Origin of the sequence: Micromonospora parva, assembly GCF_040649675.1 — a bacterium.
Classification (GTDB): Bacteria; Actinomycetota; Actinomycetes; order Mycobacteriales; family Micromonosporaceae; genus Micromonospora; species Micromonospora parva.
This window is the reverse complement of record NZ_JBEZFX010000011.1, coordinates 50322-75191: the sequence shown is the minus strand read 5'-3', so window position 1 is coordinate 75191 and position 24870 is coordinate 50322. Positions and strand designations below refer to the sequence as shown.

27 protein-coding genes are annotated in these 24870 nt (G+C 72.3%); 8 read left to right on the top strand and 19 right to left on the bottom strand.

Translation table 11 applies throughout. The features are described 5' to 3' along the window. Positions 1 to 68: 68 nt before the first annotated feature. Positions 69 to 1094 carry a cobalamin B12-binding domain-containing protein gene (locus AB0C03_RS25700; RefSeq protein ID WP_030332579.1) on the bottom strand — a complete coding sequence of 342 codons (1026 nt, stop codon included), beginning with the start codon at positions 1092 to 1094 and terminating at the stop codon, positions 69 to 71. An 8-nt stretch (positions 1095 to 1102) separates the two neighbouring features. After that, complete coding sequence (locus AB0C03_RS25695) at positions 1103 to 2860, bottom strand: PP2C family protein-serine/threonine phosphatase (protein ID WP_357639335.1); 1758 nt, start codon at positions 2858 to 2860, stop codon at positions 1103 to 1105. A gap of 213 nt (positions 2861 to 3073) precedes the next feature. Here AB0C03_RS25695 and AB0C03_RS25690 point away from each other — a divergent pair, with 213 nt between their 5' ends. Beyond that, positions 3074 to 3403 carry an STAS domain-containing protein gene (locus AB0C03_RS25690; protein ID WP_210863418.1) on the top strand — a complete coding sequence of 110 codons (330 nt, stop codon included), beginning with the start codon at positions 3074 to 3076 and terminating at the stop codon, positions 3401 to 3403. Positions 3404 to 3478: 75 nt separating this feature from the next. Here AB0C03_RS25690 and AB0C03_RS25685 read toward each other — a convergent pair whose 3' ends face one another. Continuing rightward, positions 3479 to 3793, bottom strand: a complete 315-nt coding sequence (locus tag AB0C03_RS25685; RefSeq protein ID WP_030332569.1) for a hypothetical protein — start codon at positions 3791 to 3793, stop codon at positions 3479 to 3481. A gap of 200 nt (positions 3794 to 3993) precedes the next feature. Between AB0C03_RS25685 and AB0C03_RS25680 the strand changes: the two genes are divergently transcribed. From AB0C03_RS25680 to AB0C03_RS25670, 3 genes are all read left to right on the top strand, one after another. Next, a complete protein-coding gene (locus AB0C03_RS25680; RefSeq protein WP_030332568.1) occupies positions 3994 to 4971 on the top strand; it encodes a DUF2267 domain-containing protein in 978 nt (325 codons plus the stop codon). 114 nt (positions 4972 to 5085) lie between these two features. Next, a complete protein-coding gene (locus AB0C03_RS25675; protein WP_357639330.1) occupies positions 5086 to 5880 on the top strand; it encodes a spermidine synthase in 795 nt (264 codons plus the stop codon). Positions 5881 to 5938: 58 nt separating this feature from the next. Next, on the top strand, positions 5939 to 7033 hold the full coding sequence (locus AB0C03_RS25670; RefSeq protein ID WP_210867001.1) for an AI-2E family transporter: 1095 nt from the start codon (positions 5939 to 5941) through the stop codon (positions 7031 to 7033). Positions 7034 to 7084: 51 nt separating this feature from the next. Here AB0C03_RS25670 and AB0C03_RS25665 read toward each other — a convergent pair whose 3' ends face one another. The 8 genes from AB0C03_RS25665 to AB0C03_RS25630 form a co-directional block, all read right to left on the bottom strand. Next, positions 7085 to 8386, bottom strand: coding sequence for an NAD(P)/FAD-dependent oxidoreductase (locus AB0C03_RS25665; RefSeq protein ID WP_357639326.1), 1302 nt, complete (start codon positions 8384 to 8386; stop codon positions 7085 to 7087). 119 nt (positions 8387 to 8505) lie between these two features. Beyond that, a complete protein-coding gene (locus AB0C03_RS25660) occupies positions 8506 to 9033 on the bottom strand; it encodes a GNAT family N-acetyltransferase (RefSeq protein ID WP_357639323.1) in 528 nt (175 codons plus the stop codon). 186 nt (positions 9034 to 9219) lie between these two features. Next, complete coding sequence (locus tag AB0C03_RS25655) at positions 9220 to 9942, bottom strand: VOC family protein (protein WP_357639320.1); 723 nt, start codon at positions 9940 to 9942, stop codon at positions 9220 to 9222. A gap of 220 nt (positions 9943 to 10162) precedes the next feature. Then, positions 10163 to 10456 carry a DUF6510 family protein gene (locus AB0C03_RS25650; protein WP_210859668.1) on the bottom strand — a complete coding sequence of 98 codons (294 nt, stop codon included), beginning with the start codon at positions 10454 to 10456 and terminating at the stop codon, positions 10163 to 10165. Positions 10457 to 10480: 24 nt separating this feature from the next. Next, positions 10481 to 11245 (bottom strand): ferredoxin reductase, encoded by a 765-nt coding sequence (locus AB0C03_RS25645; protein ID WP_357639525.1) that lies wholly within the window; start codon positions 11243 to 11245, stop codon positions 10481 to 10483. 7 nt (positions 11246 to 11252) lie between these two features. Then, entirely contained in the window at positions 11253 to 11852 is a 600-nt protein-coding gene (locus tag AB0C03_RS25640; RefSeq protein ID WP_030332555.1) for a sulfite oxidase-like oxidoreductase, read from the bottom strand. Between the two features lie 75 nt (positions 11853 to 11927). Continuing rightward, positions 11928 to 12953: a TerC/Alx family metal homeostasis membrane protein gene (locus tag AB0C03_RS25635; protein WP_030332554.1), complete on the bottom strand. Its 1026-nt coding sequence runs from the start codon at positions 12951 to 12953 to the stop codon at positions 11928 to 11930. Between the two features lie 217 nt (positions 12954 to 13170). Further along, positions 13171 to 13581: a DUF2267 domain-containing protein gene (locus AB0C03_RS25630; RefSeq protein WP_030332553.1), complete on the bottom strand. Its 411-nt coding sequence runs from the start codon at positions 13579 to 13581 to the stop codon at positions 13171 to 13173. Between the two features lie 155 nt (positions 13582 to 13736). On the opposite strand from AB0C03_RS25630, the gene AB0C03_RS25625 reads away from it, so the two are divergent. Further along, the gene (locus AB0C03_RS25625; RefSeq protein WP_030332551.1) at positions 13737 to 14009 is read left to right on the top strand and encodes a DUF2795 domain-containing protein; all 273 of its coding nucleotides are present in this window, start codon (positions 13737 to 13739) and stop codon (positions 14007 to 14009) included. Positions 14010 to 14051: 42 nt separating this feature from the next. Next, complete coding sequence (locus AB0C03_RS25620; protein ID WP_210859667.1) at positions 14052 to 14720, top strand: DUF1345 domain-containing protein; 669 nt, start codon at positions 14052 to 14054, stop codon at positions 14718 to 14720. Between the two features lie 261 nt (positions 14721 to 14981). On the opposite strand, the gene AB0C03_RS25615 is transcribed toward AB0C03_RS25620, so the two are convergent. The 5 genes from AB0C03_RS25615 to AB0C03_RS25595 form a co-directional block, all read right to left on the bottom strand. Next, a complete protein-coding gene (locus AB0C03_RS25615; RefSeq protein ID WP_210867017.1) occupies positions 14982 to 15650 on the bottom strand; it encodes a hypothetical protein in 669 nt (222 codons plus the stop codon). A gap of 160 nt (positions 15651 to 15810) precedes the next feature. After that, a complete protein-coding gene (locus tag AB0C03_RS25610) occupies positions 15811 to 16785 on the bottom strand; it encodes a pirin family protein (protein WP_030332548.1) in 975 nt (324 codons plus the stop codon). A gap of 133 nt (positions 16786 to 16918) precedes the next feature. Continuing rightward, positions 16919 to 17893, bottom strand: coding sequence for a hypothetical protein (locus AB0C03_RS25605; protein WP_357639313.1), 975 nt, complete (start codon positions 17891 to 17893; stop codon positions 16919 to 16921). 608 nt (positions 17894 to 18501) lie between these two features. Further along, entirely contained in the window at positions 18502 to 19086 is a 585-nt protein-coding gene (locus AB0C03_RS25600) for a hypothetical protein (protein ID WP_357639310.1), read from the bottom strand. A gap of 598 nt (positions 19087 to 19684) precedes the next feature. Further along, positions 19685 to 20008, bottom strand: a complete 324-nt coding sequence (locus AB0C03_RS25595) for a MazG-like family protein (protein ID WP_030332544.1) — start codon at positions 20006 to 20008, stop codon at positions 19685 to 19687. A gap of 190 nt (positions 20009 to 20198) precedes the next feature. On the opposite strand from AB0C03_RS25595, the gene AB0C03_RS25590 reads away from it, so the two are divergent. After that, complete coding sequence (locus AB0C03_RS25590) at positions 20199 to 21569, top strand: alpha/beta hydrolase family protein (protein ID WP_357639307.1); 1371 nt, start codon at positions 20199 to 20201, stop codon at positions 21567 to 21569. 63 nt (positions 21570 to 21632) lie between these two features. On the opposite strand, the gene AB0C03_RS25585 is transcribed toward AB0C03_RS25590, so the two are convergent. The 3 genes from AB0C03_RS25585 to AB0C03_RS25575 all read right to left on the bottom strand — a co-directional run bounded on the left by AB0C03_RS25585 (position 21633) and on the right by AB0C03_RS25575 (position 24383). Beyond that, entirely contained in the window at positions 21633 to 22349 is a 717-nt protein-coding gene (locus tag AB0C03_RS25585) for a hypothetical protein (protein ID WP_030332540.1), read from the bottom strand. 428 nt (positions 22350 to 22777) lie between these two features. Then, positions 22778 to 23929 carry a DUF3626 domain-containing protein gene (locus AB0C03_RS25580; RefSeq protein WP_357639304.1) on the bottom strand — a complete coding sequence of 384 codons (1152 nt, stop codon included), beginning with the start codon at positions 23927 to 23929 and terminating at the stop codon, positions 22778 to 22780. Next, on the bottom strand, positions 23913 to 24383 hold the full coding sequence (locus tag AB0C03_RS25575; RefSeq protein ID WP_030332538.1) for a VOC family protein: 471 nt from the start codon (positions 24381 to 24383) through the stop codon (positions 23913 to 23915). The genes AB0C03_RS25580 and AB0C03_RS25575 overlap by 17 nt, the downstream gene beginning before the upstream one ends. 46 nt (positions 24384 to 24429) lie before the next feature. Here AB0C03_RS25575 and tsaA point away from each other — a divergent pair, with 46 nt between their 5' ends. Beyond that, positions 24430 to 24858 carry a tRNA (N6-threonylcarbamoyladenosine(37)-N6)-methyltransferase TrmO gene (gene tsaA, locus AB0C03_RS25570; RefSeq protein ID WP_210866288.1) on the top strand — a complete coding sequence of 143 codons (429 nt, stop codon included), beginning with the start codon at positions 24430 to 24432 and terminating at the stop codon, positions 24856 to 24858. The last annotated feature ends 12 nt before the right edge of the window (positions 24859 to 24870 follow it).

Genomic DNA, 24870 nt, shown 5'->3' with positions numbered 1-24870 from the left:
AAGTATACGCAGAGCTGACCGTGCCGCCGCTGAGCGCGGTGATCGATCCGGAGCCACCAGTGGGTCGGTCAGCGGGGCCTGCCAGGCAGCGTCGCCGATCCCAGCGCCAGCGCCCGCGCCGCCCGCGGAAAGTCCCGCAACGCGCCGGCGTAGTGCTCCAGCGGCAGGGCGATCGCCCCGACGGGCACCCCACGACTGAGCAGAATCCCCGACAGCCACTGCACGAACTCCGTGAACAGCGAAGCGTCGTCGACGTAGACCGCGGCGGCCAGGAAGTCAACGATGTGGCCCAGGTCGCTCACTGTCGCGTCGAGCTGCGCGGCGGTGTACTCCCGGGTCGCCGGCACCCGCTCCCGCAGCTCCGCCAACGCGCTGTCGATCAACTCACCCCGACGACGCAGGAGGCTCGGGTACTCGTCGTCGGCCAGGTGGGCCAGCCGGGCCGGCGGCGCCCCGCGCAGCGCCCGCTCGTCGGCGATCAACTCGGCCGCCGAGGGCGCGTCCGGCGCCCAGGCCACCCCGAGCCGGCCCGCCCACCGGCCGTCAGCACCGAACCCGCGCCCGCCGACCACCACCGGCACGTCCGAACGGCGGCACGCCTCGATCATCCGGTGGGCGTACGGCAGGCGCATCGGCAGCGCGCACGCCAACGCGACCGCGTGCGCGTCGTAGCGGTGCAGATACGACACGAGGTGCGCGGCGGGCACGCTGGCCCCCAGGAAGGTCACCTGCCACCCGCGCAACCGCAGCACCTCGGCCACCAGCCGGGGCGGCAGCGCGTGCCACTCGCCGTCCATGCAGGCGACCACCACCCGACCGCCGGTCGGCCGCGGCTTCACGTGCGCCGACACCGCCGCCACCACCTGCTCGCTGATGTGGGTGGCCGCGTGCTCCTGGGCGACGCTCCACTCGTTGCGCGCCCACCGCTCGCCCACCTCGGCCTGGGCGGGAGCGACCAGGTCGAGCAGCACCCGTTCCGCCGCGACGCCGGCGTCCAGCAGGCCGATCGCCAGGTCGGTGGCGGCGTACTCGTCAGCGTCGGCGAGGTGGTCCAGGTAGCCGGAGTACGCCTCACCGAGGTCGGGGGCGGCCATGGCGGTGGTCACGCGTCGGTCTCCTCTGTCCGGTCGATACCGGCGGGCACCGAGTGCAGGTGCCGCCCTCCGCGCCCGCCCGGGCCGGCCGCCCGCAACGCCAGCACGGCGATGTCGTCGTGGTCGCCCTGGGCCAGCCAGTCGCAGGTGACCTGCTCGACCCGTTCGGCCAGGGCCGGCGCGGGCATCCGCTGGCAACCGGTCAGCGCGGTGACCAACCGCTCGGGGCCGAACTGCTCGTCGCCGCGCCGGCCGCCCCGGGCCTCGGTCACGCCGTCGCTGTAGAGCAGGCAGGTCTCGCCCGGTGCCAGCCGCACGGTCACCTCCCCGACGCGGGGGTCGGACACCACCCCGATCAGCATGCCGCGTAACGGCACCGTCTCCACCTCGCCGGAGGCGCGCAGCACCAGTGGTGGCAGGTGCCCGCCGCCGGCCATGGTGAGGGTGAGGCCACCGTCGCGCTCCGGGCGGGCCACGCCGAGCACGATCGTGGCGAAGCGGCCCTGGCCGTGCGCCTGGGTGGTCTCGAGCAGCGCGTCGTTGAGCAGCCGCAGCAACCGCGCGGGGTTCGACTCCAGCCGGTGCAGCGCCTGAAGGCACTGGCGCAGTTGGCCGGTGAAGACGGCGGCCTCGACGCCCTTGCCCGACACGTCGCCCAGGAAGAACACCGAGCCACCGTCGGTGAGCCGGTGCGAACCGTAGAAGTCCCCGCCGATGCGCAGCCCCGCCTGCGCCGGGCGGTACGCGGTGCCCCACTGCACACCGACGGCCTCGACCGGCTCGACCGGCAGCAGGCTGGCCTGAAGGGTGTCGGCCACCTCCGCCTGGTCGCGGTAGAGCAGCGCGGTGGTCAACGCCGCACCGGCGCGGGCCGCGAACGCGCGGACCAGCTCCACGTCGTCCTCGTCGTACCAGCGGGTGGCGCGGCGGGCCACCAGCAGCACACCGACGGGGGCGTCGCGGCCCGGCAGCGGGACGACCCGGGCGACGGTCTCGGTGTCGGCGAGCCCCGGCAGCCACCCGGCGTCGACCGCCTGCTCGACCAGCCAGTCCACCGCGTGCGGCTCGGCCCCGGTCAGCCCGTCGGCGATGGCTGTCGGCAGCTCGCCGCCGACCAGCACGCCGCTGTCCACCGCTGGCGCGTCGTCGTCGGTGCGCGAGGCCCGCCACCAGCGGGCGCGCCCCCCGCGCGGGGCCAGCACCAGCACCGCCACCTCGGCCAGGGTCGGCACGGCGAGTCGGACGACAGCGGCGGCGGCCCGGTCCGGGTGCAGCGGGTTGCCGAGCTTGTCGCCGACCACGGCCAGGAACGCCGAGCGGGCTCGCTCGGCGAGCAGCGCGTCGGCACGGCTGACGCTGTCGGTGACGTCCTCGACGTACCAGCAGCAACGGGCACCGGAGAGGGGCACCCGGCGCGCGGTGAGCCGACGCCCACGATGGGTGAAGCCGCCGCGGGCGTCCTCGCTCAGGCCGGGCACACCGGCGGAGCTGAGCGGCTCGCCGGACGTCACCTCGGGCAGCAGCCGCTCGGCCACCGGGCTGACGTGGCGCACCACGCCGTCGGCGTCGCAGACCACCAGGCCCTCACGGAAATGCTCGACGACCTCGAACCAGTCGGGTGGGGCCTGACCCCGGTCGGGGGCCAGTGGCGGCAGGGCCGTCGTGGTGCGGCGAACGTCGGCGGACCACGCCGAGGGTCGTGTCGTGCTCGGCGTGGAGAGCCGTCCGTCGCCCGGGTCACAGTCCCTGACGTCGGAAGCAGTCACCAGCTGAGCCTCACTCCTTGTCGTTCACCGAACCCGTGCCGGAACCGGCGTCCACTGTCAAAAGTCTCCAGCCCACCCTACGCCCGAACACGGACAGCGGCATCCCACGGCAGGTGGGGGGCACCGACACGGCGGCGGACGCCACACCAGGGACACGGGTGCGCGGTCACCGCCCCGCTTTGCGTTTTGTCGGCTGGCAAGGAGAATGGTGGGATGCCTGATCAGCCGTTGACCATCGAGACAACCCGGCTCGCCGCCGGGCACGTCCGACTCCGGCTGACCGGCGAGCTCGACTACGACACCGCGCCCGAGCTGATCGCCGCGGCGGCCGAGTTGCGCAACGGTGTCCCGGTGCTGGTCGACCTGACCGGGGTGACCCTCTGCGACTCCTCCGGGCTCAGCGCGTTGCTGGTGGTGCACCGTGCCGCCGGGGCGATCCAGTTGACCGGGGTCAGTCCCCACTTGCAGCGGATGCTCGACCGCACCGGCCTGAGTGAGTTGCTGGCCGTGGCGTACTCCGACGACGTGCGCGCCATCGGCTGATCCGCCGGCCGTCCCCGGATCCGTTCGGGGATGGCCCCCGACCCTGGGACCTGGGGTCGGGGGCCGGAGGAATGTCTAGGGCGCCGTCATCGGCTGGAGCCGGGGGCCGTCGGCACGCAGATCGCCGACCGGGGTCTCATCGACGTCCTCGGGCTCCCCCGAATCGGGCGTCTGGTACAGGTAGCGGACGAACTGCCCACCCGCCTCGTTGTCGTCCGCGCCGGGCCACTGACCGATGCAGTCCATCCCGATCACCTCGCGGCCCGTTCCGTCGGCCTCCTCCAGCAGCGCCCACAGGCTCACCGGGTAACACCTGGTGACCTCGGGCGTGAGCTGCCAGCGCGCGTACCAACCGGGTCGGGCGGGGACGATCTCGACAACTTCCTTCATGACGACCTTCCTTCCGTGTACCTCGGAAGAACTCCGGTCCTGACCCGATCCTGCGGGACGTGCGGGTGAGCACCCCTCACCCCCGGCGGATGAAGCGTGGCGGAGGCCGGGCCGACCCGGCCGGCGGCCGCCGTTTCGTTCTCTGGAACGGCGGGAAGGCGACTGGCGCAGGCACGATCCCCAGCGGAAGGGGTGCCACCATGCGCAAGCAGATGGAGGGCGACAACCAGCGGCGCCGGGCGTTGGCCCGGCAGGCCCGTGAACAGAGTCGCCAGCCCAGCGAGATCGGCGCCAGCCTGAGCGCCTCCAAGCAGCTCACGAGCCTCGATGCGGGCAAGCGGGCCGGCCCACCAGCGGCCGGACCGCACAAGTCGGATACAACCCGCGGCGGGCCGGCACCGCCGCCGGTCGGTAGCGCCGACAACCCGCGTCCGCAGCCGTCCCCGCCGGGCGGCGCGGCCGGGGTGAGCAGCATGGGTTACCACGACCTGGTCGACGAGGTCCGGCGTCGCGCCGGGGTCGACTTCAAGACGGCGAAGGTGGGCACCGAGGCGACAGTGCTGGTGCTCGCGTTCGCCCTGGAGGCCGCCGAGCGGCAGCGGCTGCTCGCCGCCGTGCCGTCGTCGCTGCACGACGTGCTGCCGGTCGACGGCATCGAGCGGCACCGGGACCTGCCCGGCTTCCTGGCCGAGGTGGGCCGGATCAGCGGCAACACCCCGGAACAGGCCCGGTACCAGGCGGAGGCGACGATCGCCGCGCTCGCCGAGCAGGACAGCGACCTGGTCGAGTCGTTGCACGTACCCGACGGGTTGCGCGACCTGCTGAACCCGCCGGAGGCCGGCGGCGGTCTGGTGGGCGCCTCCACCACCACACCCACCCTGGACGACGACGAGATCAGCGCGGCGCTGGACGACCTGCCCTACTGGTCCGGCGACAGCCAGGGCCTCTACCGGGTGGTCGCGCTGCCGCCGGACAACCTGGACCGGGTGCTCGCCCGGCTGGATCGGCTGCGCCAGGACAACGGCCGCGGCCCGAGCATCGGGCGTCCGGGCGACACCGCCGCCGTGTTGACGGTGCGGACCAACCAGGCCAACGGGGTGACCGCGCTCGACGTGGACCTCGCCCGCCAGATCGACGACGCGATCGACGAGGTGGGAGCCGGGATGGCCGGCAGCTGACCGGACAACCGCGACATGGCGGGCCGGCGGGCCGGGGCGAACCCGGTCCGCCGGTCCGTCGGCCGTGCCGGGCCACCGGCCGGGTGGGCCATGGGCTCGGCTAGCGTGCCGGACATGAACCGCGCCGCCGACCGGCTGGAACTGGTCGCCGACCCGGTCCGCCGGACCGGGCGGACACTGCTGTCCGCCGGGGTCGAGCAGTCGTACGTGGATCTCGAGGATCCGCGCCACCTGCATTTCGAGTACGTCCGGCGGATCGCCTCGGCGGTGGACGTGGCGGCCGCGGCCGGTGCGCCGCTGAGCGTCCTGCACCTGGGCGGCGGGGCGTTGACGTTGCCCCGCTGGTTGGCTGCCACCCGGCCCGGCTCCCCGCAACGGGTCGTCGAGCGGGACGCGGCGGTGGTCGACCTGGTGGCCCGGGAGCTGCCGCCGCTGCCGCCGCAGGTGCGGGTGGAGGTCGCCGACGCCCGGGACGCCCTGACCGCCACCCCGGACGACCGGTACGACCTGGTGATCGCCGACATCTACCGGGCGGCCCGGATGCCCCGGCACGTGCGCACCGTCGAGTTCGTCGCCGAGGTGGCCCGCGTCCTGCGCCCCGACGGGTTGTACCTGCTCAACGTCACCGACCTGCCGCCACTTGTCGGCACCCGGGTGCAGGTGGCCACGCTGCGGGCGGTCTTCGCCGACGTGTGCGTGGTCGGCGACCGGCGGATGTTGCGCGGCCGCCGGTACGGCAATCTGGTGTTGGCCGCCACCTCCCGCCCCGGCGGGCTGCCGGTCGCCCGGTTGGCGGTGGCCGCCCTGCGTGACCCGGTGCCCGGGGGTCTGTTGCACGCCGCCGCGCTCGACACGTTCGTCGCCGGGGCCCACCCCGTCACCGACGCGGACGGCACCTCCGGGCGCTGATCGCCGTTGCGCCCGCCGTGCCGGGTTTCCGACGGTCTGCGCGGGGAAGGCGCGCCGGATGAGCAACACCGACGTCCGGGGCACCGCGCGTCGCACCCTGGTCGTGATCGGTCTGGTGCTGGCGACCGCCCTCGCGCTGGGCTTCGTGTACGCGACCCGCCGGGTGCTGGTCTGGGCGGTGCTCGCCGCGTTCTTCGCGGTCGCGCTCAAACCCCTCGTCGACCGGTTGCAACGTCGCCTTGTCCGCCGTCGGGCGCTGGCCACGCTGCTGGTGTTCCTCGCCGCGTTCGTGCTGCTGGCGATCCTGGCCGCGCTCATCCTGGTGCCGCTGTTCGGGGAGTTGAGCCGCTTCGCCGACCGGGCCCCCGAGCTGGTGCGCGACGCCCGCGCCGGGCGGGGCCCGGTGGGGCAGCTGCTGGAGCGCACCGGGGCGCGGCGCTACGCCAGCGAACACTCCGAGCAGCTGCGCGGCTTCGGCGGGCAGCTGCGCCAACCCGCGGTCGGCGTGCTGCGCGGCGTCGTCGAGTCGATCGCCGGGCTGGTCACTGTCGTCGTGCTCGCGTACCTCATGGTGTTGGAGGCGCCGCGGATCACCGGCGGCCTGCTCGCGGCGGCCGGGGACGGTCAGGGCGAGCGGCTGCGTCGGGTGGGCCGGGAGGTGTCGCGCACCGTCACCGGCTACCTCACCGGGAACCTGCTGATCAGCGTGATCTGCGGGGCGCTGACCTACGCGGTGCTGGCTCTCACCGGCGTGCCCTTCGCAGCCGTGATCGCCCTGCTGGTGGCGGTCGCCGACCTGATACCGCTGGTCGGGGCGACGCTCGGCGCGGTGATCGCGGCCGGTGCCGGTTTCCTGCACTCCCCCACCGCCGGAGTGGTGGTGCTGGTCTTCTTCGTGGTCTACCAACAGGTGGAGAACCACCTGCTCCAGCCGCTCATCCTGTCCCGCGCGGTCCGGCTGAACCCGTTGACCGTGCTGGTCAGCGTGCTGCTCGCGGCGGAACTGGCCGGTCTGCTCGGCGCGCTGCTGGCCATCCCCGCCGCCGGCATCATCCAGACCCTGCTGCGCGAGTACGGCCCGCGCCGGTTGCGGCCCGCCCCGCCGGCCGGTCCGGCCGCACGGCCGGGACGACCGGCCGGCTCCACCGACTGACCGGCGCGGCTACGACGCTCTCCTCCCCGGCGACCGGCCGGGTGACCGCTCTCAGCGGATCCGGGTCGCGACCTCCGGCGTGGTGCTCTCCAACGGCACCGCGTTCGCCGGCACCAACCCCAACTGGACGGCCGAGCGGGTCAACGCGGCGTCCAACGCCCAGTCGGCACTGACCCGCGTGCGGTTTCCCGGCATCGCCATCAGGTGGTACGCCCGGGTGACCGCCTTGGCCGGCAACCCGGCCAGGTTGACCTGCAACGGGTTCGCCGCCGCGTCCTTGCCACCGAGGTCGACGACCCAGCCCAGGTCGTGGTGCTTGTACGGCTTGCGCTTGCCGAACCCGTAGGACGCGGCGATGTTGTACGCCGCGCGCTTGCCCTGCCGCTGCGCGTGCTGGGCGGTCATCCCGCAGACCTTGCCCGGGTTGACCAGGTCGGGCACCGCGGCGGCGTCGCCGCAGGCGAACACCTCCGGGTAGCCGGGGACGTTGAGGAACTCGTCGGTGACCAGTCGACCCCGGTCGGTCCGCAGACCCAGCTCGTTGACGAACGGGTCGGGGCGCACCCCCACACACCACACCAGGGTGCAGGTCGGCACGTACTCGCCGTCGGTGAGCTTCACCCCGTCGCAGGTCGCCTCGGCCACCGAGGTGCCCATCCGCACGTCCACCCCACGCCGGTTGAGCACCTTGTGCGAGGTGTCCGACATCCGCTTGTCCAGCTCCGGCAGCACCCGCGACGCGACGTCGAGCAGCATCCAGCGGGGGCGGACGGTGAGCCGGGGCCGCTGGGCGTGCAGCGCGTCGGTGAACAGCTGCCCGTGCGCGGCGACCTCGGTGCCGGTGTAGCCCGCACCGACCACCACGAACGTGGCACGGGCCTGCTGCTCGGCCGGGTCCTCGGCCTGCTCGGCCAGCTCGATCTGACGAACGATGTGGTCGTGCAGGTAGACGGCCTCGGGCAGGCCGCGGAAGCCGTGCGCGTACTCGGTGACCCCCGGGATGGGCAGCAGCTTGTTGACGCTGCCCACGGCGAGCACCAACCGGTCGTACGCCAGCCGGTTCTTCTCCCCCTCGGCCTGGGTGAAGCCGACCCAGCGGTTCTGCAGGTCGACGTGGTCCGCCTCGCCGATCACCACGCGTACGCCCTTGAGCGTCCCGGTCAGCGGCACCGCGATCCGTTTGGGCTCGACCACCCCGGCCGCCACCTCGGGCAGCAGCGGCAGGTACAGGAAGTAGTCGGTGGAGTTCAGCACCACGATCTCGGCCCGGTCCCTGGCGATCCGGCTCAACGTCTTCGCCGCGTGGTAACCGGCGAACCCGGCCCCCACGATCACCACACGAGGTTTCGTCATTGCGGGCCGTTTCCCGTCGACGCCCCGGACAAACGTCCGACGCGACACCCGCGCCCGGCTCGCACCGCAGCCGAACGTGGTCGCTGCGACCGTCCCCGACCTTCGGAGCGCTCCAGCGGTCAGGCGAGGGCGGGCGCGGTGATCGCCCAGCGTTCGTGGTCGCGCCAGGCGCCGTCGATGAACAGGTAGTCCGGGGAGAAACCCTCCAGCCGGAAACCGAGCTTGCGGGCCACCCGCCGCGACGGCTCGTTGCCCGGCTGGATGTTCGCCTCCAGCCGGTGCAGACCGACCGAGGTGAACGCGTGGTCGATCGCCAGGGCGATGCCCGCCGAGGCGTGCCCGGTCCCGCTGTACGGCAGGAACGCCGCGTACCCCAGGAAGCCACCACGCAGCGCGCCGAGCACGATGCCGCTGATGTTCACGTAGCCGGCGATCGCGCCACTGGCCCGGTCGCAGATCAGGTAACCGGCGCTGTCGCGGCGACGGATCCGGCGCAGGTAGAGGTCGTACTCCTCGGGGGTGGCCGGCGCGGCCAACCACGGATGGTGCAGGTCCCGACTGCGCCGCGCGGCGGCGACGAACTCGTCGGAGTCGGTGGGCCGGGGCCGCCGGATCGCGGCGGGACCACCGCTACGCAGGTATCTCACGGCCGACCACTCTGACCGACCGCTGCCGCCGTTGTCCAACCGGCCGGCCGGTGCGTGGCGCCCGCGGTTCCGTGATCGTGCTCGAACGTCGCGTGATCGTGCTCGAACAAGGATGTAGTGGCATCCGGCGGCGCACGTGACCACCACATCACTGATCGAGCGCGATCACGCAGGCGTTGGTCGCCGCTAGCGAGGCATCAGCAGGCTGAACTCCTGACCATCAGGGTCGGCCAGCGCGAGACGGCCCGTTCCGTCCGGGTCGGTGCCGAGCCGGGTCGCACCGAGTGAGAGCAGACGGTCGACCTCGACCTGCCAGTCGACCCCAGCGGCCGGGGCGAGATCGAAACGCACCCGGTCCCGGCCGCCGTTCGGCATGTACGGCGGACCGCCCCAGGTGATCTTCGTGCCGCCGTTCGGTGACTGGATGGCGGTCTCCTCGCCCTCGTCCCAGACCAGCGGCCACCCGAGCGCCCGGCTCCAGAAGTACCCCACCGCCGGCGATCCGTCGCAGGCCAGCGCACCGACGAAGCCGCAGCCGGCGAGGAAATTGTTGCCCGGTGCGATGACGTCGAACTCGTTGCCCTCGGGGTCGGCGAGCACCACATGATCGATCTCCGGGCCCTGCCCGATGTCGGCGTGCCGCGCGCCGAGATCCAACGCCCTGGCCACCGTCTGCCGCTGGTCCTCCAGCGAACTGCTGGTCAGGTCGAAGTGCATCCGGTTCTGGACGACCTTCGGCTGATCCCAGGGCACGAAGCGCAGGCGCAGTTCCGGGTCGGCTCCCGGCAGGACCAGGACGCCGTCCTGCGGATCCTCCACCATCTCCCGACCCAGCAGCGCGGACCAGAAGCGGGCGAGCCGCAACGGCTCACGCGCGTCGAAGCTGATCGCGAACAGGTGTGCGGTCATCGCAGCGCTCGTCTCCCATCCGACCGGACGCCGTGCCGGCCGTCGGAGCGGGAGCCTAGGGGTGTGCCAGGTCGACCGCACCCGAGTTTCGGCGGTGTCATCCCCGGTAGGGCGCTGCCACACCCCAGCCCCAGCGTCGGCTCACCGAGGAAGGACTCAGCCTGGCCCCGGTGTGGCAGGCCCTGTACGACCGGGGCGCCTCAGCCGGGCGAGCGACCCGTCAGAGCGGGCCGGGGAACGGCTGCTCCATCGGCATCGGCACCTGGAGGTAGGTGGTGCCGCGCATGTCCAGCCAGGCCCGGTCCGGCCCGCGCACCAGGCGCACCATCACCTCCTCGCAGGAGGGGCAGCGGGCGACCAGGCCCGGAGCGTGCGAGTAGACGTGCAGGCTGGCCATCGAGCCGGTCATCCCGCAGTTCTCACAGCGGCCCATCGCGCTGCTCAGGTCGACGGTGAACAGCTCACGCATCGGGCCGTCGAGCATGTTGCCGTCCAGGTACGACATCTCGGTCATCGGATCTCCTCGACAGGGCGGGCGTCAGCCGGTGGGGCCGAAGCGTTCGGTCTTGACCCGGCGTGACGGGTGCCCCAGCCCCACCAGCAGGTCGGCGACGGTCTCCACGAACGCGGTCGGGCCGCAGACGTAGGTGAGCGGTTCCAGATCCGGGGGCCACCCGTGCGTGTTGACGTCGGCCAGGCCGATCCGGTGCGGTTCGCCGCGCCAGCCCTCGGGCGCCTCGCGGGTGTAGACGTACGCGACGTCCAGCCCGAAGTCGTCACGGACCCGGCGGCGCAGCTCGTCGGCGTAGATGACGTCGGCGGGGGTGCGCACCGAGTAGATCAGCCGGAACGGGGCCTTGCTGCCCACCGCCCGCCGGGCCCGGATCATCGCCATCAGCGGCACGATGCCGGAACCACCGGCGACGAGCTGCACCGGCGCGGTCTCCTCGGAGCGCCAGATGAACCAGCCACCGAGCGGTCCGCGCACCTCCACCGGGTCGCCGGCGGAAAAGACATCGATGAGGTACGGGGACACCTCGCCGTCGTGCACCCGCTGCACCGTCACCTCGATGCGCGGGCCGCCGGGCCCGTCGACGGCCGGCCCGGCGATCGAGTACGAGCGAGCCGCCTGGTAGCCGTCCGGGGCGGTGAGCCGCAGGTCGACGTGCTGTCCGGGCAGGTGCCCCGGCCAGTCCGGCACCTCCAGCACCAGGGTCTGCGCGGTCGCCGTCTCCACCCGGCGCTCCACCAGCCGGCCCACCTGCCAGCGGTTCGGGGTTCGACGCTGGGTGCTCGTCGCCACGGCGCGCTCAGTCACCCTGGTACCGCTGTTCGCGCCACGGGTCGCCGTAGTCGTGGTAGCCGGCGGTCTCCCAGAACCCCGGCTCGTCCATCGTCTTGAGCCGCAGGCCGCGCACCCACTTGGCGGACTTCCAGAAGTACAGGTGCGGCACCAGCAGTCGGGCCGGCCCGCCGTGCTCGGCGGGCAGTGGGGCGCCGTCGAAGGTGTGCACCACCCACGCCTGGCCGCCACGCAGGTCGTCCAGCGGCAGGTTGGTGGTGTACCCGCCGTAGGAGTGCGCGAGCGCGAAGTGCGCCCCGGTGTCGACGTCGGCGAGCAGCGTGTCCAGTGAGACGCCCTGCCAGCTGGTGCCGAGCTTGGACCAACGGGTGACGCAGTGGATGTCCACCGTCGGCGTCTCCTGCGGCAGGGCCATCAACTCCTGCCACGACCACCGGTGCTCGCTGCCGTTCTCGGCGGAGATGACGAACTCCCAGGTGTCCAGGGACACCCGGGGCGTCGGGCCGGCCGAGAGCACCGGAAAGTCCTCGGTCAGGTACTGACCGGGTGGCAGGGCCGGCTCCTGCGTTCGGGGCCGGCCCTGAAAGCCGGGTGACACGATTCCCATTGCACAGTCGTACCATCCGCCCCGGCCGGGGCGGGAGCTTTCCCGCGTACCCCCTCGTCGGCTGGCGCGGCGCGGTCAGTGCCGCTTCGCGACGACCTCGCGGTCCGCGGGCAGGTCGCCGCCGCGGGTGGCGCGCAGACTGGTCACCGTGACGACCACCAGCACACCGATGATCACGCCGAGCGAGGCCAGGGTGGGGATCTCCGGCACACCCTCCCAGATGCCGTGCGCCCAGTGCAGACCCAGCTTGAGGCCGATGAACGCCAGGATGACGGCCAGACCGTAGCTGAGGTGCACCAGCCGGCTCAGCGCCGCGTGCAGGACGAAGTAGAGCGCCCGCAGGCCGAGCAGGGCGAACGCGTTGGTGGCGAAGACCAGGTACGGGTCCTCGGTGATGCCGTAGACGGCGGGCACCGAGTCGACGGCGAAGACGATGTCGGTGGCCAGCACCGCGACCACCACCAGGGCGAACGGGGTGAGCGCCCGCTTCGCGCCCTGCCGCACGGTCATCTTGGTGCCGTGGTACTCGTCGACCACCGGCATGATCTTGCGCAGCAGCTTCACCGACCGCATCTTGTTGATGTCGACTTCCTGCTGATGCCCGGACAAGGCGTCGCGCAGCAGCTTCACCGCGGTGGCGATGAGGATGATCGCGAAGAGCAGGAAGGCGAAGTCGAGGGTCTGCAACGCCGCCGCGCCGAGGGCGATGAAGACGGCCCGCAGCACCAGCGCGCCGGCGATGCCGTAGAGCAGCACCCGCTGGGCGAGCACCGCCGGCACCGCGAACGCGGCCAGCAGCAGCATGAAGACGAAGAGGTTGTCGACCGAGAGCGACTTCTCCACCAGGTAACCGGTCAGGTACTCGACGCCCTGCTGGGAGCCGAAGCGGGACCAGATCCAGGCGCCGAACGCCAGCGGCAGCGCGATGTAGAACGCCGACCAGCCGACGGCCTCCCGCATGGAGACCTCGTGCGGGCGACGGGTGACCAGGAAGTCCAGCACCAGCAGCAGGATGACCCCGATGATGGTGACCGCCCACAGCGTGGGCGTGCCCACCGACGACAGGTCACTGGCAGCGGACAGATACGACACTTGGCTCATATGGGGTCTCCTCGAACACCGTCATGTTCGAGGTCTCCTTCACCCACCACCTGATGGGCAACCACCCGAGGCGCGCCGGGCGCGCCGTACTGACCGGAATGGTTCGTGGGAAGTACTCCCCTCGCACGACAAGGTTAGGCCAGGCTGAATCACCGCGCCAAGCGGGACATCGATGGTTGCCCTGGTAAACCGCTGTGCGTACCCGGAACGGGCGCGGTCAGCCGCGGCGCAGCGTCGCTCCCGGGGCCATCGCCTGCTCGACCAGGCCCCGATAGTCACGCGGCAGTTGAGTCGCCACGTCATCGAACTCACCGCCCGTGATCGCCTCGCGCAGGGTGGTGAAAACCGCCCGACTGGCGTCCCGGGCGGCCGGCTCCTGCACCCCGGCGCGCACCGCGACCCGGGCCACGAACTCCGCCGCGCCGAACCGGTCCGCCTGCTCGGTGCTCGGGCTCGGTTTCAGCACGAGTTGCAGCGGTTGGGGCAACTGGGCGGCCAGGTCCAGAACCTCGCCGCCGGTCAACCGCTCGGCGAACGTCTCCAACACGGCCCGGGTCAGCTCGACCGCCCGCTCGGACGACGTCGCGGTGCGCTGGGAAACCTGGTCGATGAAGGTGTCGTAGTTCATCGCGTACTCCCTTGGGTCGCGTCGGCGTCAGCGGGTACCCACGACGGACGGGGAGAAACGGCACCCGGTTACCCCCGGCGGGTGGGCGTGACCGGCCGGCAGACGGGTAACCGCCGTCGGTCGTCACCACATCGATGCCCGAGGGAGCCCACGCCATGGCGAGCTACGCCGACGTCCTGCAGTACCTGTCGAGCCTGGACTACCCGGCCGAGAAGGACGACGTGGTCCGCGAGGCCGAACGGGAGGGCGCCCCGCCGGACGTGCTGAAGGCGCTGCGCGCCCTGCCGCCGGTCGACTACGCCAACGGTACCGAGGTGGCCCGGTCCGCCGGGATCGAGGCCGCGCCCGAGGTCGGCCCCGCCCAGCGGGCCGAGCAGGCCCGGGACAAGAAGCACAACCGGGTCTCGCAGCACCTGCGCGGCATCTGACCCAGCGGTGACGCCCACAGCCCGGCGAAGGAATCGTCACCGATGACCTACACCGGTGGCCCGTCCCGGCCGATGGATGTGCGCTTCCCCGCCGCGCGGCAGCTCGCCGTCGTGGCGGTGGTCGGGGTCGTCGCCGGCTGCGCCTTCGCGCTCGTGCTGCCGCTGCCGCTCGCCGCGCTGGCCGGCTGGGACGTGGGCGCGCTCAGCTGGCTCGTGCTGATCTGGCACAAGATCTGGCCGATGGACGCCGAGCGGACCGCCCAACTGGCCGTGCACGAGGACCCGAACCGGGCGGTCCGGGACGCCCTGCTGCTCTTCGCCTGCCTGGCCAGCCTGCTCGCCGTGGGGTTGGTGGTGGCCAGCGCGCAGAGCGCGCCCCCCGGACTCGCCCGGGAACTGCACAGCGGCCTGGGCGTGCTCAGCGTCGTGCTCTCCTGGTTCGTGGTGCACACAGTGTTCGCCGCCCGGTACGCCCGGATCTACTACACGGGCCCGGATGGCGGGGTGAACTTCAACCAACCCGAACCGCCGCGCTACTCCGACTTCGCGTACGTCGCGTTCACCATCGGGACGACGTTCCAGGTCTCCGACACCAACCTGACCAGCAACGAGATGCGTCGTACGGTGCTGCGCCACTCGATGGTGTCGTACCTGTTCGGCGCGTTCATCATCGCCGTGACAGTGAACCTGCTGGCGGGTCTGGCGCGATGACGACACCGGCTGGCCGGTCCCCCGGAGCGCGACACGGGGCGGGGCCGATCGAAGGGCCGGGACAGGCGGGCGCCCCTGGTCACGAACCGCGACCGAGGGCGCCACGCAAGCCTGCCCAGGCGGTGAACCGCATCCGAACCGGTCGCGGTCACCAGGCGGTGGAGGCCCGCCCGAACCGAGCGGCCAGCACTGCCGGGTCCAACCATACGACAGAACATCCCCCGTTTGGTCAGAATTTGCGGAAGTGTGGGCCAGGGCACGTCACCGCCGACCGCTCACCTCCGCGTACCGGTGCTCCAGGTCGACCCGGGCCAACGCCCCCACCAGCCAGGCCAACTGCTCCGACTCGCCACTGGCCAGGCCGGCCAGGTCGTCGGCCGACCTGCCCAGCCCGAGTCGGCGCGCGGCAGCCAACGCCCGCCGGTCGGCGACCGGGGCCACCTCCCGCCACAACGCCTGAGCCTCGCGCAGGAACAGGTCGACGACGTGGTTGTCCACCCCTGGAAGCTCGGCGAGCAGCGCCCGCTCCCGGACCGGGTCGTGGTGCGCCACCGCCCGCAACCGGCGCAGATCACCCCGGTACCGCTCGACCACCGTCCGGGCCAGGTCACCCAGCACGCTGGCGAGCCCGTCCACGTCGCCGCGCTGGCCGCTGGCGCGCAACACCCGCACCCGGTCCTCGTGCAGCGAACGAGCCAGCCGGGCGGCGCTGTCCCACCCCTCGTCCCGCAACGCCCGCGCCCCGTCCAACGCCCGCCGGAAGTCACCACGACGGGCCAGCAGCACCGACAGACACAGCACCTGGAACAGGCTCGCCGGGTTGTTGGTCACCCGGAACCCGTACTGCTCGGCGAAGCCCCGCCCGCTGCCGGCGAGCCGGCGCGCCAGACGTTTACGGTCCTCCACCGGGGTGATCAAACTGGTCGCCATCCCAGCGACTACCCGCGCCGCCCCCGGCCACACACCCCCCCGCCCGGCCCGCCCCGCCCCGCCCCCCCTCCCGCCGATCTTGCAGTTTCTGTCGCGGCAAAAGCCCGCAGGATCGACATTCCGGGGACCGAAACTGCAAGATCGACGAGGTGTGAGGGCGTCAGCCGTGCAGGCCACCGGTGCGGTCACGGGCCTTGAGGCGGGTCGTGGGCAGCGCGGGCGCTGGCAGCGGCGGCGCCGGATCGTCGGCGACCACACCGAAGCGTGCGTCACCGGCCATCCAGTCCTCCCGGGCGGCGGCGATCTCCTCGTGCGACCGGCCCACGAAGTTCCACCACATCACCAACGGCTCCTCGAACGGCGTACCGCCCAGCAGCAGCAACCGGGCCCCCGCCCCGCCGCGTACCGTCAACTCCCGGCGGCCCGAACCCAGATACAGCAGCGCCCCCGGCTCGAACCCGACCCCGGACGCCTCCGCGGACCCGGACATCGCCAGCACGGCGTACTCGAAATCGGGCCGCAACGACATCGTCGCCGGCGCCTCGCCGCGCAGCTCCAGCTGCGCCCCCACCAGCGGGGTGTGCACCACCGCCGGTGACCGTTCCCCGGCGAACTCGCCGACCAGCACCGTGCCGTCCAGGTCGCCGTCGCGCCAGCGGGGCAGGTCGGCGTGGTGCGCGAAGTCGGCCGCCCCGGCGCGCGCCGGATCCGGCAGCGCCACCCACAACTGCACGCCGTGCATCACCGGCGGGTGGGTGGCCGGTGACCGCTCCGAGTGGGCGATGCCGTTCCCGGAGGTCATCACGTTCAGCTGGCCGGGAACGATCGGCTGGACGTTGCCGAGGCTGTCCCGGTGCAGAATCTCACCGTCGAGCAGCCAGGTCACCGTCTGCAGCCCGGTGTGCGGGTGCGGCGGCACCTCCATGCCGGGCCGCTGCGCCACATCGTCCGGGCCAAAATGATCAACGAAACACCACGCGCCGACCATCCGGCGGGCGCGCTGCGGAAGCAGCCGCCGCACCGTGGTGTACCGACCCAACGGCACGTCGTGGCCGGGCAACAACACACTGCCGGGGTCGACGTCGGCCACGCCAGGCGGTCGGGTCTGCGCCAGCATTGATTCAGTACGCTCCACCGCCCGACTGTACGCTCACGCCCACCTGCGTCAGCGGCCCTTCCCGCCAGGGCCGACAGGCGTCACCAGCCCGTGGGCTTGGCGACGCGGGCTTGGCGACGCGGGCTTGACGGCGCAGGCTTGGCGACGCGGGTCAGCGGTTGCTGGAGGACACGATCACGCTGTTGGCACCGGCGACCAGGTCCAGGTACAGGCGCTCGGCCGACCGGTCCCATCCCGGCGTACCCAGCACCGAGCCGGCGGCCACCCCGTCCCAACGCTCGTCGCGTACCACCACCGAGCCGGCGCCGACTCCCGCCCGCACCCGAACCGGCGTCTCCCCGGGGACCCGGACGTCGAGCTGGCTGGTCCCGCCGGTGAGTCGCACGGTCAGGCTGCCTGAGGTCGGACCGGCGAGGTCGTCCGGGCCGGCCGCGGTGATCGGTGGCAGGAGAATTTCGGTACAGCTGGAACCACCGGCGAGGTCCACGCCCAGCAGCCGGGCCCGGCTCAGATCCAGCACCTGACTGCTCACCCCACCGACGAGGTGCAGACGCCAGGCGACCCGCTCGTTGAGCAACACCCGCACGGCGCGCGGCCCACGCGTCCCGGATTCCACGAGGTCGAGCCGGGCTGTTTCCCCCCGTACCGTCGGACGTCCCGCCACCCCCGAGCCGGCCGGGACACTGATCCGGTACAGGTCCTCGCCCAACTCGGTCACCCGCAGCTCGAACGAGGTCAACCCGTCCGCGAGCACGAAGGTGCCCTTTCGCCAACCGGCCACCGGCGCTGTCAGCAGTTGCTCGGCAGCAGCACCCCCACCGCCGCGGCGACCGTCGGACGCGTCCGGGTCAGCGCCGTCCCCCGGACGACCGTCGCCACCGGGCCGGGTGCCGTCGGGGCGGGTGCCGTCCGGGCGGGTGCCGTCGGGTTGGCTGGAGTAGGTCATGCCGAGGCGGCCGGGATCGGCAACGATCACGGCCACCGCCGCCGCACCCAGCAGCAGCACGACGACGGCGGCAGCCACCAACAGGCGAACCCCGGTCGACCACCGCTCCGGCGCGGTCGCACCGGAGGGTTCCGGCCCCAACCCCGGTTCGCGATCCACGCCGTTCCCCACTGCGGCCATGCCTCTGTCCCTCCGCCGGTCCCCGTCCAGGGGTACGTACCCGCCGGCCGATCGGATCACTCGGCGCCGATCACGCCACTCCGCTACGTCGCCGACGGAGATCTTGGACAGTTTCCGTTCGCCCCGAACGGAAACTGTCCAAGATCTCCGGACACCGCCGGTCAGACGACACCATCCGCCTCCCCACACCCCTGGAGCGCGAGATTCCGGCCCCCTCAGCCAGGGGCGGCGGACGGCAGGCGGGGACAGCGGACGGCAGGCAACGGACCGCGGACCGTGGACGGCAGGCGGCAGGCGGCAGGCGGCAGGCGACGGGCGACGGGCGACGGGCGACGGACAGCGGACAGCGGACAGCGGACAGCGGACGGCGGACAGCGGACGGCGGACAGCGGACGGCGGACGGCGGCAGACGGGGGCGGGAGGCGACGGACGGCGGGGGATGCGACGGGTGATCGGCGACGGCGACCGGTGGTCGCGGGCGCGCGTGGTATGGCTAGCGACCTGCACGGCGACAGCAGGAATGCCGCTGGCCGGCACCCCGTGTTGCGGGTGCCGGCCAGCGGTCGGAGTCGTGCGGTGGTCTTGCTGTTTGGTCGTGCGAATCCGGGTCAGCTGTTCCAGTACTGGGCGACCAGGTCAGCGGCCTGCTGCTCCCACTGGGCGTAGGCGTCCGGGTAGGCCGAGACCTGCACGGTCTGCGCGGCCACGGTCAGTGGCATGTCCTGCCACCCGTCGACCTGCTTGAGGCCCTTGAGGAACGCGGTCGTGGAGTACTCGGGGTCGGTGATCTGCTCCGGGGTACCCCAACCACTGGACGGGCGCTGCTGGAACAGGCCCAGCGAGTCGTGGTCGTTCATATCACCCAGGTGACCCAGGTTCTCCAGCTTCGACTCCTGCAGGCTCGTCGCGATGGAGATGACCGCGGCGCGCTCAGGCAGGCCGGCCTTCTTCGTCGCGGCGATGATCGCCTTGACGTTGGCGGTCTGCTCGTCGTTCAAGGAGATGTGCGACTGCTCGCCCTGGGTGCCGTGCGGGATCAGCTTGCTGATGTCGGGCTTGTCAGCCTGCACCGTGACCGCGGCCGGCTTGGTGTCGGCCTGGTTGGCCACGTGGGCGATCGGGCCGGCGAACACACCGCCGACGAACGCGAGACCAGCAACGGACAGCACGCTCTTACGCATGATCGTGTTCATGGGGGTAGCTCCTTCGGGGGTAAGAACACCCACACGTCGGGGGACGCACGGGTGTGAGCACCTCGTCCGGCGCTGCACAAACAAACGGGGAAAGTCTGAGGGGTCGGCGGCCTGCGAGCGGGGGGCTCGTGGCACCGGGGGTCCAGGTGTAACGACCGGGGGGCCGGGGTCATTCCGGGGTGGCCCATCCATCGGCGCCCTCGTGGAGGCGGTGCCGGGTCGGTCGTGGGGACTGTAACGACCGGGTGGAGGCTGGCATTCCGACCTGCGCGACCAGGCTCAGCGCCCGGGGCCCACTCGGTGGTGCTGCGATCGTCAGGATGTGTAACGACCCCGGCCCGGCCATGATTCCAGCCTGCGGGTGCGCCCGGTCACCACCCACTGACCCCCACAACCCGACAAACCACCCAGGCAATGGCGGACGGTCGGTGTCGAACCGCCCTCACCGGGATGATCCACTGACAGCGGGGTGTCCCGGACGACGGGACAGCCCGCTGTCAGGGAAACCCAAGTCGAGCACGGAAGCATCAGGCGCGCATTCGCCCAGATGCGGTCGGCCTGCCATGGCCCGGCAAGGGTGGGTGGGCGTAACCGGACGCTACCGACGGTCCTGGTCTGCCAGGCGGGAACGCACCTTCGCGGCGCAGGCGTCCAGGACCGTTTGCGCGTCCAGACCCAGGCTCTCGATGGCCACCAGCGCGGTGAAGGCGACGTCGGCCAGCTCCGCCGCCACGTCATCGCGGGTGTGGGTGACACCCTTGCGCGGATTCTGCCCGAGCAGACCGATCCAGGCGGCCGACGCCTCCCCCGCCTCTTCGGTCAGCTTGAGGATGCGGCAGGTCAGCTCGGTCTGCCCGGTGCCGTTCGCCGCGTCCAGCCAGCTGCGCGACACCCGGGCCGCCTCCCAGATCGACTCGTCCACGGCGACCAGTCAACCCGATCGGCCCACCGACCCCGACGACCGGGTTCGGCCGGACAGTCGTGGTTGAGCCGCCGGTCAGCGTACCCATTGACACTGGTCGACGGCGGTTCTAGGTTCAGGACGCTACCGGCCGGTAGGCAACCGTCCCGCTGGTCGCCCCCGGGCGACATCCGTCCGATGGGGAGCATCGATGCTGTCCACACCCGTTCGTACCCTCCGCCGGCTGCTCGCCGCCACCGCGACGCTGACCCTCGCGGTCGGGCTGGTCGGTGCCGCACCGGCCGGCGCCACCGGCCGCGACGCGAGGGGCGGCGAGCCGCTGCCCGGCTACACCATCGAGAATCCGCCGTTGGCGCCGCTGGTCGTCGGCGGCAAACCGACGACGGTACGCCAGGGAGTGCACCGCCACGCCGGGTACCTCATCGAGGTCCCCGCCCGGTGGAACGGTGACCTGGTGATGTGGGCGCACGGCTACCGTGGCCAGGGCACCGTGCTCTCGCCGGAGCCGCCGGGCTTCGGGCTGCGCCAGCGACTCCTGGAGCAGGGGTACGCGTGGGCGTCGTCCTCGTACGACCGCAACGGCTTCGACATCCGCTCCGGTGTGCTGGGCACGAAGGACCTCGCCGACCATTTCGCGCGGACGGTCCGCCGACCGCAGCACACCTACGTCGCCGGGGTGTCGATGGGCGGGTACGTCATCGGTCGTTCGCTGGAGCAGTATCCCGGCTTCTACGACGGCGCGTTGCCGATGTGCGGGGTGCTCGGCGATCAGACGCTTCTCGACTTCTACCTGGACTACAACCTGGTCGCGCAGGCGCTCGCCGGGGTGCCGGCCTATCCCACGCCGGCCGACTACCTGACCAACGCGGTGCCGCGCATCCAGGTGGCGCTCGGCCTGGCCGGGCTGACCCCCACCGGGCCGGACACCACCACCGAGCGGGGCAAGCAGCTGCGGGCGATCACGGTGAACCGCTCCGGCGGGCCGCGTCCGGGAGCAGACGCCGCGTTCGCGGTGTGGAAGGACTTCCTCTTCTCGATCAGCGTGCCCACCAGCAGCGGCAACTCCCCCGCCCAGCAGCCCGGCCAGCTGTCCACCAATCTGCTCACCCGCTACACCCCGAACAGCCCGGCCAACATCAACGCGACGGTGCGGCGGGTCGCCCCGGAGAACCTGCGGCAGCGGCTCCTGCCGACGTTGACCGAGGTGCCGCGGATCGCCGGCCGACCGACCGCGCCGGTGCTCAGCCTGCACGGTCTGGGGGACCTGTTCGTGCCGTTCAGCATGGAGCAGGCGTACGCCACCGACGTGGCGCGGCACGGTCGCGCCAAGCTGGTGGTTCAGCGGGCGATCCGGGCCACGCAGCACTGCGAGTTCACCCCGGCGGAGGCCGGCACCGCCTGGGACGACCTGGTGTCCTGGGTACGCACCGGCAAGCGCCCAGCCGGCGACACCGTCACCGACCCGGCGGTGGTGGCCCGGCCCGACTACGGCTGCCGGTTCAGCGACCGGGACGCGTACGCCGCCGGGGTCGGCACCCGCCGTCTCTACCCGGCCTGCTGAGGGCACGACGAACGCCGGCCGGCCCCTGAACGGGACCGGCCGGCGCGGGATGTGCGGGTGTCGTCACCAGAGCTGCTGGACGATGTCCGCCGCCTGCTCCTCCCACTGCGCGTACGCGTACGGGAAGGCGGAGACCTGCACGGTCTGCGCGGCGGTGGTCAGCGGCAGGTCCTGCCAGCCGCCGACGTTCTTGAGTGCGGTGAAGAACGCCGTGGCGGCGTACTCCGGGTCGGTGATCTGGTCGGGCGTGCCCCAACCGGACGACGGACGCTGCTGGAACAGGCCCTGCGAGTCGTGGTCGTTGTACGCGCCGAGGTGGCCGAGGTTGTACAGCTTCGACTCCTGCAGCGAGGTGGCGATGCCGATCACCGCGCCCCGGTCACCGACGCCGGTCTTCTTGGCGGCGTCGACGATGGCCCGGGCGTTGGCCAGCTGCGCGTCGTCGAGGGGGACCCGCGACTGGGCGCCCTCGATGCCGTGCGGGATGAGCTGCGCACGGCTCGGCTTGCCCTCCGGCGGCTTGCCGGTGGCGGAACCGGTGGTCAGGCCCGACTCGACGGGCTGCTCGTCATTCTGCTGTGCCGAGGTGGCGGCCTTGCCGGTGGCGAGGTCGATGGCGGCGACGGCGCCCTGGTGCGGTCCGGAGGTGACCGGGGCCGCGGCTGCGGTCGGCGCGAGCGCCAGGCCGCCGAGGGCGGCCACGCCCGCCACGCTCAGCGCGGTCTTGCGGTACGAGTCCTTAGCGATGGCGGGGAGCCATCGAGTGAAGTCGACCTTCACGATGGTTGCCCTTTCGATCGTGCGAAGCGCTCCGGGGTGAACACTCCTCGGGAGATGACCGCGGAATGGGTTTGGGCTCCGGCGGTACGGGGGACACAACCAGGTTCACGTGTCGGTCATTCCGGAAATGACCTCGCGTCGGCCGGCTGCGGTCCCGGTCACGACGCAGAACCGGACAGACGCGGCTCGTCGCCCGTCACACCTGACAATGGTGACGCAGGGTGAATTCAGCGGTCGGAGGCAGACGCCGTTCACACCCTTTGCTCTGCACCCACACACGCACCAGACACCGTGCGTGACGGCTGTGCGGAACGCCTACGGGGGGCGGAAACGGCTCATCCGCAGCTCAGGTCCGTGGCGCCGATCTGGGTGCAGAGCAAAGGGCGAATTCACCGTGGTGGGGAGGCGGGCGGCTGGCGGTTTTGCCGCTACCGTGAGCGACCGACGGACCCGGCACTGTGGGTGAGATTGGCGTGTGGCTCGCCGTAGCGGACGAGGACATGCCAGAGCTGCTTGAGGTGCTGGAGGGTTTCCGCGACCGGACCCCGGTCGGTCCACCGCTCCGGCTCGGTGACCACCGAGACCGCGCCCCGCCCGACCAGCGCCGCGTCCACCGGCTCGCCCGGTCCGGCGAACTCCCGATGCAGCCGCGCCGCCAGCACCGGAATCGCCGGCCCTCGGAATTCGGCGTCGACCCGGTCGACGGCCAGCGCGAAGCCCGGGTGCCACAGCAGCGGGAAACCGTGCCGCTCAGCGATTGATTCCAGCGTCGCCCCGGTCAGGGTGCCGGCGAAGGCCTTGTCCACCACCAGTTCCTCGACATCGCGCGCGAGGTCGAGGGTGCCGTGGATCTGGGCCTCCACGTAGTCGTCGAGCGCGCGACCGACAGTTTCCGGCGTGGTCGGAACGTCCCGCACCGTCCGAACGAAGGTGCCGACGTCCGTTCCGGTGCGTCCCAGACACTCACCGGTGGCGGCGACACCGACCAGGAGCCCGGCGAGGACCGCCTCGAAGGCGTCGGCGGTCCCCACCACCCGCGGACCGAGGTGGCTGTCACCGAGACAGAAGGTCGCCCGGGTCAGCACCGCCGGACGCAGCCGCAGGTGACAGGAACCGAATCGGGGACAGGCGCCGTCCGCGTGACCGAGCAGGTTCATTCCGCCGTACGTGGGGCGGTCGGCCGCCGTGACCCCGGTTCGCTGGTACGCGCCGTCGAACATCCGTTGTTCCCAACGGTCCCGGTCTCCGCCCGGATAGGCGGTGAGCCCGCCGTTGGAGATTCCGGTGACGAACTGGCTGCGGTACACCCCGTCCTCGGCCAGGGCGGCGACGACGGTCCGCCCGTCGACGCACAACCGGTCGGGGTGGAAGTTGACGGTCAGGCGACCACACTGGACCACTGCGGCGAGCAGCTCTTCCGGCCGGTCGTGGAGGCCGGCGGCGGTGAGTTCCCGGGCGATGATGTCCAGGGCGGCGCGCCGCTCGGCCACGGCCAGGGACCGGACGTGGGCCAGGGCCGCCGTCTGCGCCGGGGTGAGAGCGGCAGCCCGGGAACTGCCGGACTCAGTTGTCGCTGTCACGTCCGGGCTCCGCATGCCGCGTCCCCTCCCGCACGTCCGGCGCGAGCAACTCCTGGAAGACGGTGATGTGCAGGCCGGCGGGCGCGTCGAGGCGGGAGTTGAGCGACTGCCACGGTGTACGCGTCGGCGGCGCGACCTCGCTCGCCCCGGCGGCGACCAGCCGGGCCGTAGTCGCCTCGGCGTCGTCCACCTCGAAGGCCACCCGCAGGCGGGGGGCGACCTGCCGCCCCACCTCGACCTCGTCGATCATGCGTTTCTGGGCCGGGTTGGCGATCTCCAGGGTGGCCCGGCCCGCATCCAGGATCACCACCCGGGCGTCTCCGTCGCCGACGAACGCCGCCTCCTCGGGCAGGCCGAGCGCGTCACGGAAGAACGCGACGGCAGCGTCGTAGTCGTCGGCCTCCACCACGAGGCGGAGCTGACGGACGGCGGGGGTGGGGTGCTCGGCGGCCATGCGCGATCCTAACGCCGTAGGCTCGCACCGTCGGCAAGGGAGCGTCATGGCTGGGACAGTTCAGGACGAGACGTACCCTCTGCGCCCGGTCGGCCGGGTCGCCTCGCCGCTGACCGACGCGGCGAGCGCGCCACGACAGGGCGACGAGGGCGCACCGACGGCGTGGCTGGTCTTCGACCCGCACGTCGAGCGGGCAGTGCGTGACCTGCGGGTCGGCGCGGAGCTGCTGGTGCTGACCTGGTTGGACCGGGCCCGGCGCGACGTGCTGGCGGTGCACCCACGCGGCGACGAGACCCGGCCGGAGACCGGCGTGTTCAGCACCCGTTCCCCGCACCGGCCCAACCCGATCGGGCTGCACCGGGTGCGGGTGCTGGCGGTGGACGGGCTGCGCGTCGAGGTGGCCGACCTGGAGGCCCTCGACGGCACCCCGGTCCTGGACGTCAAACCGGTGCTGGGCGCGGCCGACGAACGCTGAGCCCGCCGACCG

Bases quoted from the DNA above. Each gene is read 5' to 3' on its own strand.
- AB0C03_RS25700 (WP_030332579.1), bottom strand. From the start codon at position 1,094: ATGGCCGCCCCCGACCTCGGTGAGGCGTACTCCGGCTACCTGGACCAC.
- AB0C03_RS25690 (WP_210863418.1), top strand. From the start codon at position 3,074: ATGCCTGATCAGCCGTTGACCATCGAGACAACCCGGCTCGCCGCCGGG.
- AB0C03_RS25685 (WP_030332569.1), bottom strand. From the start codon at position 3,793: ATGAAGGAAGTTGTCGAGATCGTCCCCGCCCGACCCGGTTGGTACGCG.
- AB0C03_RS25680 (WP_030332568.1), top strand. From the start codon at position 3,994: ATGCGCAAGCAGATGGAGGGCGACAACCAGCGGCGCCGGGCGTTGGCC.
- AB0C03_RS25675 (WP_357639330.1), top strand. From the start codon at position 5,086: ATGAACCGCGCCGCCGACCGGCTGGAACTGGTCGCCGACCCGGTCCGC.
- AB0C03_RS25670 (WP_210867001.1), top strand. From the start codon at position 5,939: ATGAGCAACACCGACGTCCGGGGCACCGCGCGTCGCACCCTGGTCGTG.
- AB0C03_RS25665 (WP_357639326.1), bottom strand. From the start codon at position 8,386: ATGACGAAACCTCGTGTGGTGATCGTGGGGGCCGGGTTCGCCGGTTAC.
- AB0C03_RS25655 (WP_357639320.1), bottom strand. From the start codon at position 9,942: ATGACCGCACACCTGTTCGCGATCAGCTTCGACGCGCGTGAGCCGTTG.
- AB0C03_RS25650 (WP_210859668.1), bottom strand. From the start codon at position 10,456: ATGACCGAGATGTCGTACCTGGACGGCAACATGCTCGACGGCCCGATG.
- AB0C03_RS25640 (WP_030332555.1), bottom strand. From the start codon at position 11,852: ATGGGAATCGTGTCACCCGGCTTTCAGGGCCGGCCCCGAACGCAGGAG.
- AB0C03_RS25635 (WP_030332554.1), bottom strand. From the start codon at position 12,953: ATGAGCCAAGTGTCGTATCTGTCCGCTGCCAGTGACCTGTCGTCGGTG.
- AB0C03_RS25630 (WP_030332553.1), bottom strand. From the start codon at position 13,581: ATGAACTACGACACCTTCATCGACCAGGTTTCCCAGCGCACCGCGACG.
- AB0C03_RS25625 (WP_030332551.1), top strand. From the start codon at position 13,737: ATGGCGAGCTACGCCGACGTCCTGCAGTACCTGTCGAGCCTGGACTAC.
- AB0C03_RS25620 (WP_210859667.1), top strand. From the start codon at position 14,052: ATGACCTACACCGGTGGCCCGTCCCGGCCGATGGATGTGCGCTTCCCC.
- AB0C03_RS25615 (WP_210867017.1), bottom strand. From the start codon at position 15,650: ATGGCGACCAGTTTGATCACCCCGGTGGAGGACCGTAAACGTCTGGCG.
- AB0C03_RS25605 (WP_357639313.1), bottom strand. From the start codon at position 17,893: ATGGCCGCAGTGGGGAACGGCGTGGATCGCGAACCGGGGTTGGGGCCG.
- AB0C03_RS25600 (WP_357639310.1), bottom strand. From the start codon at position 19,086: ATGAACACGATCATGCGTAAGAGCGTGCTGTCCGTTGCTGGTCTCGCG.
- AB0C03_RS25590 (WP_357639307.1), top strand. From the start codon at position 20,199: ATGCTGTCCACACCCGTTCGTACCCTCCGCCGGCTGCTCGCCGCCACC.
- AB0C03_RS25575 (WP_030332538.1), bottom strand. From the start codon at position 24,383: ATGGCCGCCGAGCACCCCACCCCCGCCGTCCGTCAGCTCCGCCTCGTG.
- tsaA (WP_210866288.1), top strand. From the start codon at position 24,430: ATGGCTGGGACAGTTCAGGACGAGACGTACCCTCTGCGCCCGGTCGGC.